Genomic DNA, 16,669 nt, shown 5'->3' on the forward strand with positions numbered 1-16,669 from the left:
TCTTCACCCTCCCCTGCAGGGCCCTCCAGGGCAGGGTAAGAGAAGATCAATCCAGCTTCGCCTCCATCCCGCGCTTCACCGCCGGGCGCGCAATCAGCGCCTCGTACCAGCGCTGGACGTTGGGGAAGTCGGCCAGATCAACCTTGTGGCGAGGGTAGCGCCAGGCCCAGCCCAGGATAGCAAAATCGGCAATCGAGAGCTCGCCGGCGACGAAGTCGCGTCCCTCGAGCCGACGGTCCAGTACGCCGTAGAGCCGGCGCGTCTCCGCCATGAAGCGCTTCAGGCCGTAAGCGCGATCCTGCTCATTCTCCAGCGCGATGAAATGGTGCACCTGACCCGGCATCGGCCCGAATCCGCCCATCTGCCACATCAGCCATTCGTAGACGGGGACCCGCTCGCTCAGCGGTTTCGGCAGGAATTTGCCGGTCTTTTCGCCGAGATAAAGCAGGATCGCGCCTGATTCGAAGATGCTGACGGGCTTGCCGTTGGGCCCCTCGGGATCGACGATCGCGGGGATCTTGTTATTCGGAGAGAGCTTGAGGAAGTCGGGCGCCATCTGCTCGCCCTTGGTGATGTTCACCGGGATCACCTTGTAGGGCAGCCCCATCTCCTCCAGCGCGACCGAGATCTTGCGGCCGTTCGGCGTGTTCCAGGTGTACAGCTCGATGGTCATCCCGTTTCCTTCCCCAAAAGGCTTGCCCCCTCAACTACTCCAGATGGTTGCACCCTCACAACCGGCGGCCCGGGATGGCCGATCCCTGTTGACGGGAGACGCCCCCTCTGGAATGTCGCGGCCGTGCCGGATAAATTCCGCCTCCACCAAAACGCTGTTCGAGGGTCCGTCGTGTCGAAATCCGCCTCCCGCGCCCGCCTGTTCGAAATCATCCGACGGCGCTCATTCGGCCGCGGCGAGGTGACGCTCGCGTCGGGCCGCAAGAGCGATTTCTACTTCAACCTCAAGCCGACCATGCTGGACCCTGAAGGCGCGACGCTGCTCGCCGAGCTGACCTATGAGGCGCTCAAGGACGATCAGCTCGATTTCATCGGCGGGCTCGAGATGGGCGCCGTGCCGCTCGCCGGCGCGCTGGCGCAGATCTCCTGGATCAAGGGCCATCCGATCGCGGCCTTCTTCGTGCGCAAGAAGCCGAAAGAGCACGGCGCCAAGCTCGCGATCGAGGGCCTGCCCAAGGGCGAAACGCTGGCGGGCAAGCGCGTCGTCATCGTCGAGGACGTCACCACCACGGGCGGCTCGGCGATGAAGGCGGTGGAATCGGTGCGCGAGACCGGCGCCGATGTCGTGCTGGTGCTGACCATGGTCGACCGCGAGGAAGGCGCCACCGACACCTTCGGTGCGGCCGGCCTGCCGTTCCGCTCGCTGTACAAGGCGTCGGAGTTCTTGAAGGCGTAAGAGGACGAGACATTCTCCGTCGACATGCCTGAGCGTGCCCCGGGAGCAACGCCGTCCGTGAAAGCTGCGCACGGCCATAAAGAGATCACCGCCTCGTCTTGAAACCGCCGCCACGCAACCGCTCATTTACCATCGCGCATTAGGGTGAACCGTGCGCTGGAGACCTCGAACGGTCCTGGCCGGTTCCGTAGCGTCGGGTGGAGTGAGCCGTGCGTACAGAGTTGTTCCATACGCAGCGTCGCGCAATGTTCGCAGCCGTCATGGTTGCGGTTCCCATGCTCGCGGCCCCGACCCCGGTTTCGGCCGAAGGCCTGTTCGACTTCCTGTTCGGCGGAATGCAGCGGCCGCAGCCACAGCAGCCGAACTCCTCCTCCGATCCCTTCACAGGCCAGCAGAATCCGCAATATGTACCGCCGACACGCGCGGCCGGCGGCTCGGGCCCGGCTTTCTGCGTGCGCAGCTGCGATGGTAAATATTTTCCGTTGATGCGAGGCGCCGTCTCACCGGCGCAGATGTGTCAGGCCTTCTGCCCCGCCACCGCCACAAAGGTCTATTTTGGGTCCAGCATCGACGGCGCCTATTCGCAGACCGGCGAGCGCTACGCCGACAGCGAAAACGCGTTCGCCTATCGCAAGGCACTGCGCGCCGACTGCACCTGCAACGGCCGTGAGCCGGTCGGCCTCGCCCCGGTCGATCTCGCGCTGGACTCCTCGCTGAAGGCCGGCGACGTGATCGCCACCACCGACGGCCTCGTTGCCTATACCGGCATCCGGGTCGGCAACGACCAGGCTGCGGACTTCACGCCGGTTGCCTCCTATCCCGGCCTCACCGCCCAGGTCCGCGCGCGCCTCGGCGAGATGAAGGTGGCGCCGGTGCGGGCAGATGCGGTGTCGGCAGATGCCCCGGCCCCGGCCGAGATCGTGCGCGAGACGCTGCCTGATGTGACGGTGCCGAAAACGGCCGCGAAGCCGGCGAAGCGAGCGGGGCTGGATTGATCTCGTGTCCCGGACGGCGGCGCAGCGCGAAAGCGATGCGACGCTGAGCCGGAACCCAGAATGCCGCGAGATGGGCTCCGGCTCTGCAGCGCATCGCTTGGCGCGCTGCGCTTTGTCCGGGGCACGGCGGTCACCTCCCGATAATCACCCCGATCACGTTCGGCGCTGCCAGATATTTCTCCTCGATCGCCGCGCGCGCAGCCGCGCGGTTTTCCGGCGTCAGGAGGCCGCGCTTCTCGGCCAAAATCATCCAGCAAAAGCCCCACCAATCGGTCAGCATGCCCGCTTCGTCGACAAGGTCGTAACCCTGCTCGGCCGCGAAGATGCGCGCATGGGCCTCGTCCAGCGTGTCGAGAAACAAATGGTCCTCGGTCGAGAACAGATCGTCGCTGATGTCGTCGATGGTGTAGCCCCAGATCGACTGGCACACCGCGTTGAACTCGCGGTCGAACTGGTCGTCATCGACGGCGTAGCGCCGGGCCGCCTGATGCAGCCGCGACAGCGAGCGCGCGAAATCGGCGACCCGGGTAAGGGCAAATTGGTCGAAGGCAACGGTGGACATGTAGTCCTCGCAAAGTCGGACAGACGCTAGATATTGTGTCGGCAAAGCGCCGAATCACAATGATATATCAAAGACTTGCTAAATTGTTCTTAATTTGTTCTGAGGTGCAGCCGACGTCAATAACAGCGCGAGGCCGCGATGGCGTGGACCCGGCGGTCGCCGAGGAGATGGGCGACGAAGCCGTTCTTCGGAAAGATCTTGGCGAAGGCAGCGTCGCGGATGCTGAGGCCGCCGGCATAGGCGCCGAAGGCGGGCATCACGGCACGCATCCCGTCACTGGCGAAACAGCGGCGCTCCATCGAGCGACCGCGCGCGGAGACGCGCGCCTTCGGATGCAGATGGCCGGCGATCTCGCCGCTTGCACCGGTCGGCTCGTGGCGGAAGGTGATCGGGCCGATCGTGACTTCGTCCGCGACGGTGCCGCCGAGATCGCGCGGCAGCATGGGATCGTGATTGCCTGAGACCCAGATCCAGTCGCGGCCGCTCTGGAGCGCCGCAACGGCATTGCGATCGTCCGGCAACAGGCGCTCATGCGCGGTGCGGTCGTGAAAGCTGTCGCCGAGCGCGATGACGGTTCGCGGATTATGGCGGGCGATGACGGCAGCGAGCCGGCCGAGCGTCGCGATGGTATCGTAAGGCGGCAGCAGCACGCCGCGCGTAGCGAAGCTCGAACCCTTTTCCAGATGCAAATCGGAGACGACGAGCAGGCGCTGCTCTTCCCAGAACAGCGCGCCGGAGAGATCGGCGGCGAAGGTCGCGGTGGAAACATCCAGAGTGCGTGTAGAAGTTAGGGATAGCGCCAAATGTTCCGTCATGGCCGGGCTCGTCCCGGCCATCCACGTTCTTGCTGCGGCGAAAAGGACGTGGATGCCCGGGACAAGCCCGGGCATGACGATGTAGATAGAGTTGCGCCCCGAAAATGCATTCTTGCCGTTTACGACATCGCCTCTTTGACGAGTTCGTCGGCGGCTTCCGCCAGGAGCTCGTCTGCAGCTTCGCCATAGACTGACTCGCGGCCGATTTCCAGCATCACGGGGACCGCCAGCGGGGAGACGCGGTCGAGTTCCCGGTGCGTGATGCGGCCGTGGATTCGGGCGAGCATGTCGCCGAGGCGGCGCAGGTCGAGCAGGCCGGTGGCGGCATCGGCACGCGCTGCGCGCAGCAGCACATGGTCGGCCTGGTGCTTGCGCAGCACGTCGTAGACGAGATCGGTCGAGAACAGCACCTGACGGCGGCTCTTCTCTTCGCCGGTGTGGCGGCGCGCGATCAGGCCGGAGATGATCGCGCAGTTGCGGAAGGTGCGCTTCATCAGCGCGGATTCGGCGAGCCAGGCCTCGAGGTCGTCGCCGAGCATATCGGGATCGAACAGGGCGTTGAGGTCGATCCGGCCGTCGCGGATCATGAAGGATAGATCGCCGAGCGCCCAGATCGCCACCGCATATTCGTTGGCGACGAAGCCGAGCGGCCGCGCGCGGGCGCGCTCGAGACGCCGCGTCAGCAGCATGCCGAGGGTCTGGTGCGCGAGACGGCCCTCGAAGGGATAGCAGACGAGATAGTGCTTGTTGGCGCGCGGAAAACTCTCGACCAGGAGCTCGCGCACCGCCGGCACGCGCGAGACGTCCTTCTGCAGCGATAGCCAGTCGCGCACCTGCTCCGGCAAGCCGCCCCATGCGCGGCCATCATCGAGCAGGCGGCGCACGCGCTCGGCGAGATAGGTCGAGAGCGGAAATTTCCCGCCCATATAGGACGGCACCTTCGGGTCCTTGTCATGCGCGCGCGAGACATAGACCTGGTCCTCGACCAGGGCCTCGTAGCGCACCACCTCGCCTGAGAACACGAAGGTATCGCCGGGGCTGAGGCCCTCGATGAAGGCCTCCTCGATCTCGCCGAGCAGCCTGCCGCCGCGCGCGATCACCCCGGTCGAGCCGCCTGCCTTTCCTTGGCCGCCGCCGCGCGAGCGCACCAGCCGCACCTTCAGCATGTCGTCCTCGACGATGGTGCCGACATTCATGCGGTAGCTCTGCCGCACCTTTGGATTGGCGACGCGCCAGCGGCCCTCCTTGTCCTGCTTGATGCGGGCGAAGCGCTCATAAGTCTTCAGTGCGTAGCCGCCGGAGGCGACGAAATCGACGACGTCGTCGAAATCCTGCCGCGACAGGTCGGCGTAGGGCGCGGCGGTGCGCACCTCGCGGTAGAGATCATCGGAGAGGAACGGCTCGCCGCAGGCGCAGCCGAGCACGTGCTGGGCGAGGACGTCGAGCGCCCCTTGGCGCAGCGGCGGCGTGTCCTGCGCGTTCTCCGCAATGGCATCGATGGCGACGCGGCACTCAAGCACCTCGAAGCGATTGGCCGGCACCAGCACCGCGCGCGAGGCTTCGTCGAGGCGATGATTGGCACGACCGATGCGCTGCATCAGGCGCGAGGAGCCCTTTGGCGCGCCGATATTGACGACGAGATCGACATCGCCCCAGTCGACCCCGAGGTCGAGCGAGGAGGTGCAGACCACGCCACGCAGTCTGCCTGCCGACATGGCGTCCTCGACCTTGCGGCGCTGGGCGACGTCGAGCGAACCGTGATGCAGCGCGATGGCAAGGCCGTCGTCGTTCATGCTCCAGAGATTCTGGAACAGCATCTCGGCCTGGCTGCGGGTGTTGACGAAGACCAGCGTGGTCTTGTTCGCCTTGATCAGCTCGTAGATCTCGGGAAGCGCGTGGCGCGCGCTGTGGCCGGCCCAGGGCAGCCGCTCGCGCGTATCGAGCATCTCGACCACGGGCGGCGCGGCGCCGCCGGCGACGACGAGGTCGGCAGCGGCTTCCTTGCCGTCGGGCTGCGGCACCAGGAAGCGCGCGAGCTGATCCGGCTCAGCCACGGTCGCCGACAGGCCGATGGCGCGCATCTGCGGCGCGAGGCGCCAGAGCCGCGCGAGCCCGAGCGAGAGCAGATCTCCGCGCTTGGACGTCACCAGCGCATGCAGCTCGTCGAGCACGATGCGCTTCAGGGAGGAAAACAGGAACGGTGCGTCGTCGGAGGAGAGCAGCAGTGCGAGCTGCTCGGGCGTCGTCAGCAACACGTCCGGCGGATAGCGCCGCTGCCGCTGCCGCCGCGATACCGGCGTGTCGCCGGTGCGGATCTCGACCTTGATCGGCAGCGCCATCTCCGCGAGAGGCCGCTCCAGATTGCGCGCGATGTCGACGGCAAGCGCCTTGAGCGGCGAGATATAGAGGGTGTGCAGGCCGCCGGCGCGCTGCACGCTGCGGCCGGTGGAGACGAGGTTCTTCTTCGCGCCAGCGTCTCGTTTGACCGACTGCGCCGACAGCTCCACCAGCGTCGGCAGAAACCCGGCGAGCGTCTTGCCGGCGCCGGTCGGCGCAATCAGGAGCGCCGAGCGGTCCTCGCGTGCCTTCTCCAGCAGCGCCAACTGATGCGCGCGCGGCGACCAGCCGCGGGCTGCGAACCACGCCTGAAAGCGATCCGGCAGCAGCGCGGCCGGCTCGGCCGATGTTTGGAGGATACGGGGCGGCACGGCATGACAGGTAAGCCGCAGGAGCGGATTCGTCGAGGGGTGGCCTCCCCGCCTGCGGCAGGGCAATCGTAGATGCGCTGTCCATTTGAGACACGATAGTCTCCACATCGTCATGGCCGGGCTTGTCCCGGCCATCCACGCCTTGCACACAGCACAAAGAACGTGGATGCCCGGGACAAGCCCGGGCATGACGACCTCCTGTGAAAGTCCAAATACAATTCCCCATCCGCCTGCGGCCAGAAGGGCAAGAGATCTCACACGCCCGTCGGCACCTGGTCCAGAAATCCGGTCACGCGGCTGATGCGCCCGTCCTTCAGCACGGCAAAATCGGTGCCCTTGATCGGGCTATCGGCGCCATCGGGACCAAGTCCCCACGAAAAGCGGACGTGATCGCCGTAGCCGTCGGGCTCGCCGATCAGCCTGAACTTGAAATCGGGAAAGCGCTGCTGCACGCCCGCGATCAGCGCCTCGATGCCGTCCTGGCCGTCGCCCTTCATCAAGGGATCGACATAGCTCGCATCCGTCGTCCAGCTTTCGCTGAGCAGCTCGCGACGTCGTCCGGCCGTGCGCTCGTTCCAGAGCTCGATGTAGCGGTGGGCGATGGTGGTGGGGTCGGTCATGGTGCTCTCCTTCGATGGTGCCGTATCTGGCCGACCGTCACTCTCGAAGGTTCGCGCGCGCCGATCGATTACCTCGGAGATCATGCGCCCACAAAAAAGCAGAAGCGCGATGATGTCCTCATCGCGCTTCTGCCGCATCCTAGTGCCGCGAAAATTACTTCGCCGCCGTCACCATGATCTCGACAGTGTATTGCGGGGCGGCCAGCTTGGCTTCGACGGTGGCGCGCGCCGGGGTGTTGCCGGGCGAGACCCAGGCGTCCCACACCGCGTTCATCTCGCCGAAGGTCTTCATGTCGGTGATATAGATCGTTGCCGACAGCAGCTTCGACTTGTCGGTGCCGGCCTTGGCGAGGTGGCCATCGATGGTCGCCAGGATGTCCTGGGTCTGCTTCGTCACGCTTTCGCCGGCCGCCTTGTTCGCGACGACGCCGGCGAGATAGACGGTGTTGCCGTGCACGACGACCTGGCTCATGCGCGGACCGGTTTCAAAACGCTGAATGCTCATTGGGGATCTCCTGGTGGAATGGCGGCCCTGTCTAGCCCAGCACCTCGCGCTCTGCCACCCCGGGCACGCATGCGTTGCCGGGCACGCATGCGTCGCCTGCGGCGGATGCGTGCCCGCCGATGCATGCGTCGCTTTACGGAAACTGGCTGAAGAACGTCCAGATCGTCTCGGCACCGTCGATATCAGCGTTCTGCGGCCCCAGCAGGCCGGCGGCGACCTTCGGAAAGCGGGCATCCGGAGAAAATCCGGGCACGCGATGGCCGCCATGGTTGACACGGTAGAGCACAACGTCGTGTCCCCGGGGGCAGCGTGAGGAGATCCGCGTGACCGTGGAATGGTCTGCGGGCGCCCTGTCTGGCAAATCAGTCGTCTCGGCGTCATCGGTCTCGCAGCCATTGAGCCTGCGCCAGAATGCCAGCGTCTCGTCGGTGGACCAGAACCCGTCCGCGGCAAAATAGCTCGCTCCGCGTCCGCCGGCGTAGGGGACCAGCAGGTCGGCCGTGCCGTTCATGAGCAGCATCGGGAGCGGCCGTGACGGGTGGCACGTGACGGCGGCCTCGTCGGTGAGATTCATGATCACACTCGCAGCTGCCGCGAACAAATCGGCGCGCGCGCAGGCCATCGTCATCGCCATGGCGCCGCCATTGGAGATGCCCGCGATGAAGACGCGCCTTGCATCGGCCGTGCCGTCGGCCACCAGCTTCTCGACGAGCTTTGCTATGAAGGCGACGTCGTCGGTACCTGCCGGTGGTCCACGCAGGGCAGGCCCAGCCTTCGTTCGCGCGTCCGCCCATGCATTGTTGAGCCCGTCCGGAAAGACCACGGCCAGGCCCTCGCGCTTTGCAACCTGCGGCCAGGCCGTCCGCGTGATCATGTCGGCACCGCGCTGGGTCTTGCCATGCAGCACGATCACGAGCGGTGCATGCCTCTTGGCCGGCAGTTGCGCGGTGTAGGACCGCTTCACGCCGTTGACGTCGATCGTAACGGCGGATGCAGCTGAAGCTGCCGCCAATGAAGCGGCCAGCGCCGCGATGCGCATCCATCGCAGCATGATCTAACCCACCGCTTTGGCGGCGGCACGGCCCGCATTGCGGCCCGAGAACAGGCAGCCGCCAAGAAAAGTGCCCTCCAGCGAGCGGTAGCCGTGCATGCCGCCGCCGCCGAAGCCGGCGGCTTCGCCGACGGCGTAGAGGCCGGGAATGACGCGGCCCTCCTCCCCGAACACGCGGGAGTCGAGATCGGTCTCGAAGCCGCCCAGCGTCTTGCGGGTGAGGATGTTGAGCTTCACCGCGATCAGCGGCCCATGCGCGGGATCCAGGATGCGGTGCGGGGAGGCGGTGCGGATCAACTTGTCGCCGATGTAGCGGCGCGCATTGTGGATGTTCATGACCTGCGCGTCCTTGACGTAGGGATTGGCAATCTCGCGGTCGCGCGCCTCGATCTGCATCCTGATGTGCTCGAGCTGGAGGAGATCGCTGCCGGCGAGCTTGTTCATGGCCGCAACGAGCTCATCGAGCTTGTCGCGGACGATGAAGTCGACACCATGGCTTTTGAATGCCTCCACCGGCGCCGGCGCGCCCTTGTTGGTGGCACGGCGCAAGGTCATGCGCCAGCTCTTGCCGGTCAAATCGGGGTTCTGCTCCGAGCCCGACAGCGCAAACTCCTTCTTGATGATGCTCTGGGTCAGGATGAACCAGGAATAATCATATCCCGTGGACATGATGTATTTGAGCTGGCCGAGCGTGTCGGAGCCCGGGAACAGCGGCGCCGGCAGCCGCGTGCCCGTGGCGTCGAACCACATCGAGGAGGGGCCGGGCAGGATGCGGATACCGTGGCGCGGCCAGATCGGTGACCAGTTCTGGATGCCCTCGACGTAGTGCCACATCCGGTCGCGGTTGATTAGCCGCGCACCGGTCTTGCCCGTGATGCCGATCATGCGGCCGTCGACATGCTCGGGAACGCCGGAGATCATGAATTTCGGCGGCTCGCCAAGCCGCTTCGGCCAGTTCTGCCGCACCAGCTCGTGATTTCCGCCGATGCCGCCGGAGGCGACGATCACGGCCTGCGCCTTCAACACAAACTCGCCGACGACGTTGCGGGAGGAGCTCTTGCCGCGCTCGATAGTGTCGGGCGCGAGGACGGCGCCGCTGACGCCGTCCACGGTGCCATTCGTGATCGAGAGGGCATCGACGCGATGGCGGAACCTGAAGCTCAGCCGGCCGCTTTCGGCGGCCTCGCGCGCGCGGCGCTCGAACGGCTCGACGAGGCCGGGGCCGGTGCCCCAGATCACATGGAAGCGCGGCACCGAATTGCCGTGGCCCATCGCGTCGTAGCCGCCGCGTTCGGCCCAGCCGACCACGGGGAAGATGCGATGGCCCATGGCGCGCAGCCAGTTGCGCTTCTCGCCAGCCGCGAACGCCACATAGGCCTCGGCCCATTGGCGCGGCCAGAAATCCTCGTCGCGGTCGAAGCCGGCGGTACCGAGCCAATCCTGCATGGCCAGGTCGAAGGAGTCCTTGATGCCGAGCCGGCGCTGTTCCGGCGAATCGACCAGGAACAATCCGCCGAACGACCAGAACGCCTGTCCGCCGAGCGATTGCTCGCCCTCCTGGTCCACGACGATCACGCGCTTGCCCGCGTCGGCGATCTCGGTGGCGGCAACGAGGCCCGACAGTCCCGCGCCGACGACGATGACGTCTGTTTCCTCAGCCATGCGTTTCCCCCTCCATGAGTTCCCCTGTAATTGCCCGGATTGAAGCCAGCGGTTGTAACCGAGATCAAGGGTGTGGCGCGTAAGACCTCATTAAGTTGTTCCACTTTGGGTGAGAGGCCGGCGCGAGTGCAGCGCGGACGCAACACTGGATTTGAATTTGTTTCGATCGAGCCGGCCTGCCTAGACAAAACCTTGGTTACGACAGACGCTAGCTGTGCATCACCACCTGACACGCAGATTCGAATTCGCTGGGGCGGGGGACAATGAAGTTTCTGACGGGATTGCTTGCGGCGGTTCTCCTGTTCGCGGGCATGGGGGCTTCTCACGCGGTGGTTCGGATCGCGGATGACCGCGGTGGCCGGATTGGAACCTACGTCGACAAATACCAGGACCTCAGGCAATCGGGCGAGACCGTCATCATCGACGGCCTCTGCGCCTCCGCCTGTACCATCGTCCTCGGCGCAATCCCGCACGACCGGATCTGCGTGACCTCGCATGCGACACTCGGCTTCCACGCCGCCTGGGATTTCGGCTCCAACGGCCGCGCCATCACCAATCCTGAAGCAACCCAGATGCTCTATGCGATGTATCCCTCGCAGGTGAAGCGCTGGATCGGCCAGCGGGGCGGGCTTACCCCACGCATGCTCTTCCTGAGGGGCAAGCAGCTCGAAGCCATGTACAAGCCCTGCTACCTGGACGCGCAGGCCTCGACGGCCAAGCCGTCGCGCCGATCGCTCCCAAAAGCGGATCAACTCGAAACCGCTCGGGGCCAGCTCCTTCACTGATATTCGCAGCCTGACGCGGATCCTTCTGCGCCGCCGGCGGCGTCTTGCCCGCAGGCGGCACAAAGCCTATCTGAAAGCCTGGGAACCGGGGCCTTCGTCCCGATCGTTGTCATGGCTCAACCACTGCATCCAGCGCATCGGCTATCGGACAATTCGCCCACTGCCGGCCGGATGCCATCCGTGCTGCTGTGGGTTGGCGCGGCAATCGGCGGCCTCGTCGTGATCGGCGCACTGGCGCTGTGGTTCCACTATGGCAGCCAGGTGTTCTTCGAAATGATCAGGACCGGCTTTGCCGCCTGCTTCTGACCTGCGACAGGAAGTTTTCCGCCCATGAGCTCCGCCACCCGCCCGCTGGTGATTGCGACCGCCTTCGCCGCAAGCCTCATTGTCGGGCTGCTGATCATGTTCTGGGCCATGGGCGGGCTCAGCAAGGTGGCGCAGCCGGCCGCGATCGGCGGCCCGTTCCAGCTGACCGACCAGAACGGCAAAGCCGTCACCGACAAGAGCCTCAAGGGCAAGCCGACCCTGATCTTCTTCGGCTACACCCATTGCCCCGACGTCTGCCCGACCTCGCTGTTCGAGATCTCGGAAGTGCTGCGCGTAATGGGCAAGGATGCCGACAAGGTCAATGCCGTCTTCATTTCGGTCGACCCCGAGCGCGATACGCCGGCGACGATGAAGGATTATCTGTCGAGCTTCGATCCGCACCTGGAGGGCCTGTCCGGCGCTCCCGCCGAGACCGCCAAGGTCATCACCTCCTACCGGGTCTATGCCAAGAAGGTCCCGACCAAGGACGGCGACTACACCATGGACCACACCGCGCTGATCTATCTGATGGACCGCGACGGGAGGTTCGTCTCACCGTTCAACTTGAAGCGGCCCCCCGAAGAGGCCGCGGCGGAGTTGAAACGGTATCTCTGAAGGCCCGATTTAGGCAGTGCTTCCACGTCGTCATGGCCGGGCTTGTCCCGGCCATCCACGTTCTTGGGCTGGGTGAGAAAGTTCGTGGATGCCCGGGACAAGCCCGGGCAGACGGGCCGAGAGACCTTTTACCATCGCGCATTCCGGGCTCGCGTTCCCGTCCGGATGGTCTATAAGGCCCTCCGATCCCAACGAAATTCGTTCATTCCGGCCGATGGCTCCATCGCAACAGGCGAAATCGTCTAAATCTGCCCGTAGCTTGCTGACGGGACTGGCCATCGGCGCCTGCCTGCTCACGGGACTGCCCGGCGCCGAGGCGCAGGCTCCCGCCAAGCGGCCCCCAGCGGCGCCCCAGGCCACGCCGCAGGTCGCCCCCCAGGCAGCCCCGCAGGCCGTGCCCGGCTTCTGGGACCCGCGCCGGCGACCGGAGCGGCCGGACCTGTCGCGCCTGACCGTGATCCGCTTCCTGACCGAGACCGACTATCCGCCGTTCAACTTCACCGGCGCGGACGGCAATCCGGCCGGCTTCAATGTCGATCTCGCCCGCGCGCTTTGCGAGGAGATCAAGGTCACCTGCACCGTGCAAATGCGCCGTTTCGAGACGCTGGTCGACGCGCTCACCTCCAACCGGGGCGATGCCATCATCGCCTCGATGGCGGTGAGCCCGCAGCTCCGCGCCCGCGTCGATTTCACCGACCCCTATTACCGCGTGCCGGCGCGCTTCGTCTCGCGCAAGGACGCGGTGATGCCGGAGATCCGGCCCGAATATCTCGAGGGCAAGAAGGTCGGCGTCATCGCCGGCTCCGCGCATGAGGCGTATCTCAAGGCGATGTTCACCGACGCCGAACTGCATGCCTATCCCAATGACGACGCGATGCGCGCCGCCTTGCGCAGGGGCGAGGTCGATTTCATCTTCGGCGACGCCATCTCGCTGGCGTTCTGGATCAACGGCACGGATTCCGGCGATTGCTGCGCCTTTTCCGGCGGCCCCTTCGTCGAGAGCCGTTTCTTCGGCGAAGGCATCGGCATTGCCGTGCGCAAGGGCAACGACGTGCTGCGCCAGGCCCTGAACTGGGCGATGTTCCGCGTCTGGGAAAAAGGCCGCTATACCGATCTGTGGCTACGGTATTTCTCGGTGAGCCCGTTTTAGCCAACCAACCCCGTCAATCCGGGACGCGCGAAGCGCGAACTCTGGTGCGCAATTGCGCACCTGAGAATCTCGAGATTGTTGAATTGTCATTCCGGGATGGTCCGAAGGACCAGACCCGGAATCTCGAGATTCCGGGTTCGGTGCTGTCGCATCGCCCCGGAATGACAACAACCGTTCTTTTGCATTCTGCCCGGAAATCGCTATTTTCCGCGGCCCGGAGGCCCCTGATGTCCGTTATCGATCTTGCCGCGAGCCCGAGCGACCTGCGTGCGCTCGCCGAACAATCCAACGCCTGGCCGTTCGAGCAGGCGAAGGCCATTGTCGCGCGGCTGAAGAAAAGCCCGAAGGACGAGGTGCTGTTCGAAACCGGGTACGGGCCCTCCGGACTGCCGCATATCGGCACGTTCGGCGAGGTCGCGCGCACCTCGATGGTTCGCCATGCCTTCCGTGTGCTGACCGAGGACAAGATCAAGACCCGCCTGCTCGCCTTCTCCGACGACATGGACGGCCTGCGCAAGGTGCCCGACAACGTGCAGAACAGAGCGCCGCTGGAAGCCAATCTCGGCAAGCCACTGACACGCGTGCCCGATCCCTTTGGTACGCATGACAGCTTCGGCGCGCACAACAATGCGCGGCTTCGCGCCTTCCTCGACCATTTCGGCTTCGACTACGAGTTCGCGAGCTCGACCGACTACTACACGTCGGGCCGCTTCGACGCGACGCTGCTGAAGATGCTCGCCGCCTACGACAAGATCATGGCGATCATCCTGCCGACGCTGGGTCCCGATCGCCGCGCGACCTATTCGCCGTTCCTGCCGATCAGCAAGACCACGGGCGTCGTGCTGCAGGTGCCGATGATCCGCCGCGACGTCGCCGCGGGCACGGTCACCTATGTCGACCCCGATACCAATCAAGAAGTCGAAACGACCGTCACCGGCGGCAACGTCAAGTGTCAGTGGAAGGCCGACTGGGCGATGCGCTGGGTCGCGCTCGGCGTCGACTACGAGATGGCCGGCAAGGATCTGATCGATTCCGTCAAGCTCTCCGGCGCGATCGCCAGGGCGCTCGGAGGCACACCGCCCGAAGGCTTCAACTACGAGCTCTTCCTCGACGAGAAGGGCCAGAAGATCTCGAAGTCGAAGGGTAACGGCCTCACCATCGACGAATGGCTGCGCTACGCCTCGCCGGAATCGCTGACGCTGTTCATGTATCGCGAGCCGAAGGCGGCCAAGCGGCTCTATTTCGACGTCATCCCGCGCAATGTCGACGATTACCAGCAGTTCCTCGACGGCTTTCCGAAGCAGGACGGCAAGCAGCAGCTCGGCAATCCGGTCTGGCACATCCACAACGGCAAGCCGCCAAAGGGTGACATGCCCGTCACCTTCCAGCTGCTCTTGACGCTGGTGTCGTCCTCGAACGCGGAGAATGCCGAGACGCTGTGGGGTTTCATCGGCCGCTATCGCCCCGGCGTGACGGCGCAGACGCATCCGAAGCTGGACGCGATGGTCGGCTACGCCATCAACTATTATCGCGATTTCGTCGCGCCGACGAAGCAGTTCCGGGTGCCGACAGACGTCGAGCGCGCCGCGCTCCAGGATCTGCGCGATGCGCTGTCGCAGTTGGCGCCGGACGCTTCGGCCGAGGACATCCAGAACGTCGTCTACGAGGTCGGCCGCCGCGAGCCGTTCCTTGACCAGGTCAAGAAGGGCAAAGACGGACGCCCCGGCGTCACGCTCGACTGGTTCAACATGCTCTACCAGGTCCTGCTCGGCCAGGAGAAAGGGCCGCGCTTCGGCTCCTTCGTCGCGGTGTACGGCATCCAGAACGCGGTCAACATGATCGACGGCGCGCTGGCGCGGAGCGCCTAAGGCGCGTGCGGCCCGGATGGAGAGCGCGCGCCACCCGGGGCTTCACGGCCCCGGCGTGATGCCTCAGGTCGACCTCAGCACGTAGCGGCGGTTGTCCTTCTGCACCGGGCGCGCGTTCATCGGATAGAGCTTTGCGAAGGCGGCGACGTCGGCGCTGGCGACCTGGATCGGGTCGGTCAGCAGCAGCCACTCGACGACCTCCGAGCAGGGGGGCGTCGTCAGCGAGCCCGGGTAGCGGAAATAGCTGAGCTTCTGTGGCAGCATGGCGTGAGGATCGATGGTCGCGTCGGCCTTCACCGCCGGTCCTTCCGCCTTCGGCATGGTCTTCACGATCTTGCCGAACGCTGCGTTCGGCCTGCCCTCGGTCATCAGCACGCCGACCACGGCGAGCCCGCCGGCCTCGTTGCGATGGACGAAATGCGCCTCCATCGGAAAATTCTTGCCGCCGATCATGTGCTCGCTCGGCCGGTGAAAGTGCACCTGAAGCAGCTTGTACTTGACGTCGCCAAGCGTGAGCGTGCTGCCTTCGGCGAAGTTGAGCTGGATCGTGTGCCCGTTGTTGACGATGGTGTCGGCGCTCTTGCTCCAGTTCAGCTTCAGAACCGGCAATTGCGACTTGATCGTCGCCTCGATGTCGATCGGCGACTGTTGCAGGCCGACCGCACAGGCCTTGTTGGCCGCATCGAGATCGCCCCATTTGGCCGGCCCCCCGGCGCCCTCATAACTCCAATGCGTGCCTTCGGCGGCGAAAGCCGGCTTGCAGAGCGGACATAGCGCAAGACCCGCCAGGGCCTTCAATGCGTGACGGCGATTCATCTTTATTCCCCCAAAAGACAAACTGGATCGACAATATCGGCTGCAGCCTATGCAAGAGGAGCGGTGAGTCGCAAGATCGCTCGCTGCGGGCCGCGGCGCGGTGGTGTCACCGCGCCCGGCACCATACCGACGAAAGGCGATCACTGGCTCGCCCACAGGATGCGCGCAATCCACGCCACATCGCTCGCCGCCATCGCGCGTTCGGCCTGTGTCCCATCGATCGGCTCAAGCTCCAACGCCTTTGCAGTGCGGCGCTTCAGCGTCGCGACCGTCACCTCACCCGCTTTGCTCCTCACCACCACGCGATCGCCTTTGCGGATCGGCGCGCCGGGCGAGACCAGAACGATGTCGCCGTCGCGATAGACGGGTGCATGCGCATCGCCGGAAATCTCCAGCGCAAAGGTGTGGCTGTCCTCAGTGGTGGGAAGCGCGATCTCGGTCCAGCCCCTGCCGGATGGAAGGCCGGCCTCGTCGAACGCGCCGCTCGTCCCGGCTTGCGCGAAGCCGAGCAGCGGCACCGAGCGGCCGTCGCCCGCGTCGTCATTGTCGACCAACTTCGCAAAGCTGTCGATCGAGGCGCCGGCTGCGGCCAGCGCCTTTGCGATCGATTCGGTCGACGGCCAGCGCTCGCGGCCGTCGGCGGTGACGCGCTTGGACCTGTTGAAGGTGGTGGGGTCGAGCCCGGCACGCTTGGCAAGCCCCGATGGCGACAGTCCGGCACGCGCCGCCAGCCGATCCAGCGCGGCCCAGATCTGGTCGTGGGTCAGCATCCTCTGCGCTTTGGCTTGTCTGACCATGGAAGG

At 65.3% G+C, this 16,669-nt stretch carries 17 protein-coding genes; 7 read left to right on the plus strand and 10 right to left on the minus strand.

Annotation, left to right across the window (positions count from 1 at the left end):
- Nucleotides 1-46: 46 nt before the first annotated feature.
- The gene (locus tag ACSHT2_RS18395) at nt 47-673 is read right to left on the minus strand and encodes a glutathione S-transferase family protein (RefSeq protein ID WP_440635562.1); all 627 of its coding nucleotides are present in this window, start codon (nt 671-673) and stop codon (nt 47-49) included.
- A gap of 171 nt (nt 674-844) precedes the next feature.
- On the opposite strand from ACSHT2_RS18395, the gene pyrE reads away from it, so the two are divergent.
- Nucleotides 845-1,408: an orotate phosphoribosyltransferase gene (gene pyrE / locus ACSHT2_RS18400; RefSeq protein WP_100234702.1), complete on the plus strand. Its 564-nt coding sequence runs from the start codon at nt 845-847 to the stop codon at nt 1,406-1,408.
- Between the two features lie 245 nt (nt 1,409-1,653).
- A complete protein-coding gene (locus ACSHT2_RS18405) occupies nt 1,654-2,403 on the plus strand; it encodes a DUF2865 domain-containing protein (protein ID WP_440642872.1) in 750 nt (249 codons plus the stop codon).
- A gap of 130 nt (nt 2,404-2,533) precedes the next feature.
- Here the strand turns inward: ACSHT2_RS18405 and ACSHT2_RS18410 are convergent, their stop codons facing one another.
- The 7 genes from ACSHT2_RS18410 to ACSHT2_RS18440 all read right to left on the minus strand — a co-directional run bounded on the left by ACSHT2_RS18410 (nt 2,534) and on the right by ACSHT2_RS18440 (nt 10,326).
- Nucleotides 2,534-2,965, minus strand: coding sequence for a hypothetical protein (locus ACSHT2_RS18410; protein WP_440635565.1), 432 nt, complete (start codon nt 2,963-2,965; stop codon nt 2,534-2,536).
- Between the two features lie 116 nt (nt 2,966-3,081).
- Nucleotides 3,082-3,780, minus strand: coding sequence for a ligase-associated DNA damage response endonuclease PdeM (pdeM, locus tag ACSHT2_RS18415; RefSeq protein WP_440635567.1), 699 nt, complete (start codon nt 3,778-3,780; stop codon nt 3,082-3,084).
- A 119-nt stretch (nt 3,781-3,899) separates the two neighbouring features.
- Nucleotides 3,900-6,488, minus strand: coding sequence for a ligase-associated DNA damage response DEXH box helicase (locus tag ACSHT2_RS18420; protein WP_440635569.1), 2,589 nt, complete (start codon nt 6,486-6,488; stop codon nt 3,900-3,902).
- Nucleotides 6,489-6,742: 254 nt separating this feature from the next.
- Nucleotides 6,743-7,108, minus strand: a complete 366-nt coding sequence (locus ACSHT2_RS18425; RefSeq protein ID WP_440635570.1) for a nuclear transport factor 2 family protein — start codon at nt 7,106-7,108, stop codon at nt 6,743-6,745.
- A 154-nt stretch (nt 7,109-7,262) separates the two neighbouring features.
- Entirely contained in the window at nt 7,263-7,613 is a 351-nt protein-coding gene (locus tag ACSHT2_RS18430; protein ID WP_027575148.1) for a RidA family protein, read from the minus strand.
- Between the two features lie 133 nt (nt 7,614-7,746).
- Nucleotides 7,747-8,664, minus strand: a complete 918-nt coding sequence (locus ACSHT2_RS18435; protein WP_440635572.1) for an alpha/beta hydrolase family esterase — start codon at nt 8,662-8,664, stop codon at nt 7,747-7,749.
- Nucleotides 8,665-8,667: 3 nt separating this feature from the next.
- A complete protein-coding gene (locus ACSHT2_RS18440; protein ID WP_440635573.1) occupies nt 8,668-10,326 on the minus strand; it encodes an FAD-binding dehydrogenase in 1,659 nt (552 codons plus the stop codon).
- A gap of 263 nt (nt 10,327-10,589) precedes the next feature.
- On the opposite strand from ACSHT2_RS18440, the gene ACSHT2_RS18445 reads away from it, so the two are divergent.
- From ACSHT2_RS18445 to ACSHT2_RS18465, 5 genes are all read left to right on the plus strand, one after another.
- Entirely contained in the window at nt 10,590-11,111 is a 522-nt protein-coding gene (locus ACSHT2_RS18445; RefSeq protein ID WP_440635574.1) for a hypothetical protein, read from the plus strand.
- A gap of 111 nt (nt 11,112-11,222) precedes the next feature.
- Nucleotides 11,223-11,417: a hypothetical protein gene (locus ACSHT2_RS18450; RefSeq protein ID WP_319326610.1), complete on the plus strand. Its 195-nt coding sequence runs from the start codon at nt 11,223-11,225 to the stop codon at nt 11,415-11,417.
- 24 nt (nt 11,418-11,441) lie between these two features.
- Nucleotides 11,442-12,032, plus strand: a complete 591-nt coding sequence (locus ACSHT2_RS18455; RefSeq protein ID WP_440635575.1) for an SCO family protein — start codon at nt 11,442-11,444, stop codon at nt 12,030-12,032.
- 214 nt (nt 12,033-12,246) lie between these two features.
- Nucleotides 12,247-13,182: a transporter substrate-binding domain-containing protein gene (locus ACSHT2_RS18460; RefSeq protein WP_319326613.1), complete on the plus strand. Its 936-nt coding sequence runs from the start codon at nt 12,247-12,249 to the stop codon at nt 13,180-13,182.
- A gap of 227 nt (nt 13,183-13,409) precedes the next feature.
- On the plus strand, nt 13,410-15,050 hold the full coding sequence (locus ACSHT2_RS18465; protein WP_440635577.1) for a lysine--tRNA ligase: 1,641 nt from the start codon (nt 13,410-13,412) through the stop codon (nt 15,048-15,050).
- 63 nt (nt 15,051-15,113) lie between these two features.
- On the opposite strand, the gene ACSHT2_RS18470 is transcribed toward ACSHT2_RS18465, so the two are convergent.
- Both ACSHT2_RS18470 and ACSHT2_RS18475 read right to left on the minus strand, forming a co-directional pair.
- On the minus strand, nt 15,114-15,866 hold the full coding sequence (locus ACSHT2_RS18470; protein ID WP_440635578.1) for a carbonic anhydrase: 753 nt from the start codon (nt 15,864-15,866) through the stop codon (nt 15,114-15,116).
- 140 nt (nt 15,867-16,006) lie between these two features.
- Complete coding sequence (locus ACSHT2_RS18475) at nt 16,007-16,663, minus strand: S24 family peptidase (RefSeq protein ID WP_440635579.1); 657 nt, start codon at nt 16,661-16,663, stop codon at nt 16,007-16,009.
- Between the last annotated feature and the right edge of the window lie 6 nt (nt 16,664-16,669).

The organism is Bradyrhizobium sp. PUT101 (assembly GCF_052043945.1).
Lineage (GTDB): Bacteria > Pseudomonadota > Alphaproteobacteria > Rhizobiales > Xanthobacteraceae > Bradyrhizobium.

What these genes read in the sequence shown, in the direction of transcription:
- ACSHT2_RS18465 (WP_440635577.1), top strand. Translation starts at nt 13,410, where the DNA reads ATGTCCGTTATCGATCTTGCCGCGAGCCCGAGCGACCTGCGTGCGCTC.
- pdeM (WP_440635567.1), bottom strand. Translation starts at nt 3,780, where the DNA reads ATGACGGAACATTTGGCGCTATCCCTAACTTCTACACGCACTCTGGAT.
- ACSHT2_RS18475 (WP_440635579.1), bottom strand. Translation starts at nt 16,663, where the DNA reads ATGGTCAGACAAGCCAAAGCGCAGAGGATGCTGACCCACGACCAGATC.
- ACSHT2_RS18395 (WP_440635562.1), bottom strand. Translation starts at nt 673, where the DNA reads ATGACCATCGAGCTGTACACCTGGAACACGCCGAACGGCCGCAAGATC.
- ACSHT2_RS18460 (WP_319326613.1), top strand. Translation starts at nt 12,247, where the DNA reads ATGGCTCCATCGCAACAGGCGAAATCGTCTAAATCTGCCCGTAGCTTG.
- ACSHT2_RS18435 (WP_440635572.1), bottom strand. Translation starts at nt 8,664, where the DNA reads ATGCTGCGATGGATGCGCATCGCGGCGCTGGCCGCTTCATTGGCGGCA.
- ACSHT2_RS18445 (WP_440635574.1), top strand. Translation starts at nt 10,590, where the DNA reads ATGAAGTTTCTGACGGGATTGCTTGCGGCGGTTCTCCTGTTCGCGGGC.
- ACSHT2_RS18430 (WP_027575148.1), bottom strand. Translation starts at nt 7,613, where the DNA reads ATGAGCATTCAGCGTTTTGAAACCGGTCCGCGCATGAGCCAGGTCGTC.
- ACSHT2_RS18410 (WP_440635565.1), bottom strand. Translation starts at nt 2,965, where the DNA reads ATGTCCACCGTTGCCTTCGACCAATTTGCCCTTACCCGGGTCGCCGAT.
- ACSHT2_RS18455 (WP_440635575.1), top strand. Translation starts at nt 11,442, where the DNA reads ATGAGCTCCGCCACCCGCCCGCTGGTGATTGCGACCGCCTTCGCCGCA.
- ACSHT2_RS18425 (WP_440635570.1), bottom strand. Translation starts at nt 7,108, where the DNA reads ATGACCGACCCCACCACCATCGCCCACCGCTACATCGAGCTCTGGAAC.
- ACSHT2_RS18405 (WP_440642872.1), top strand. Translation starts at nt 1,654, where the DNA reads ATGTTCGCAGCCGTCATGGTTGCGGTTCCCATGCTCGCGGCCCCGACC.
- ACSHT2_RS18440 (WP_440635573.1), bottom strand. Translation starts at nt 10,326, where the DNA reads ATGGCTGAGGAAACAGACGTCATCGTCGTCGGCGCGGGACTGTCGGGC.
- ACSHT2_RS18450 (WP_319326610.1), top strand. Translation starts at nt 11,223, where the DNA reads ATGGCTCAACCACTGCATCCAGCGCATCGGCTATCGGACAATTCGCCC.
- ACSHT2_RS18470 (WP_440635578.1), bottom strand. Translation starts at nt 15,866, where the DNA reads ATGAATCGCCGTCACGCATTGAAGGCCCTGGCGGGTCTTGCGCTATGT.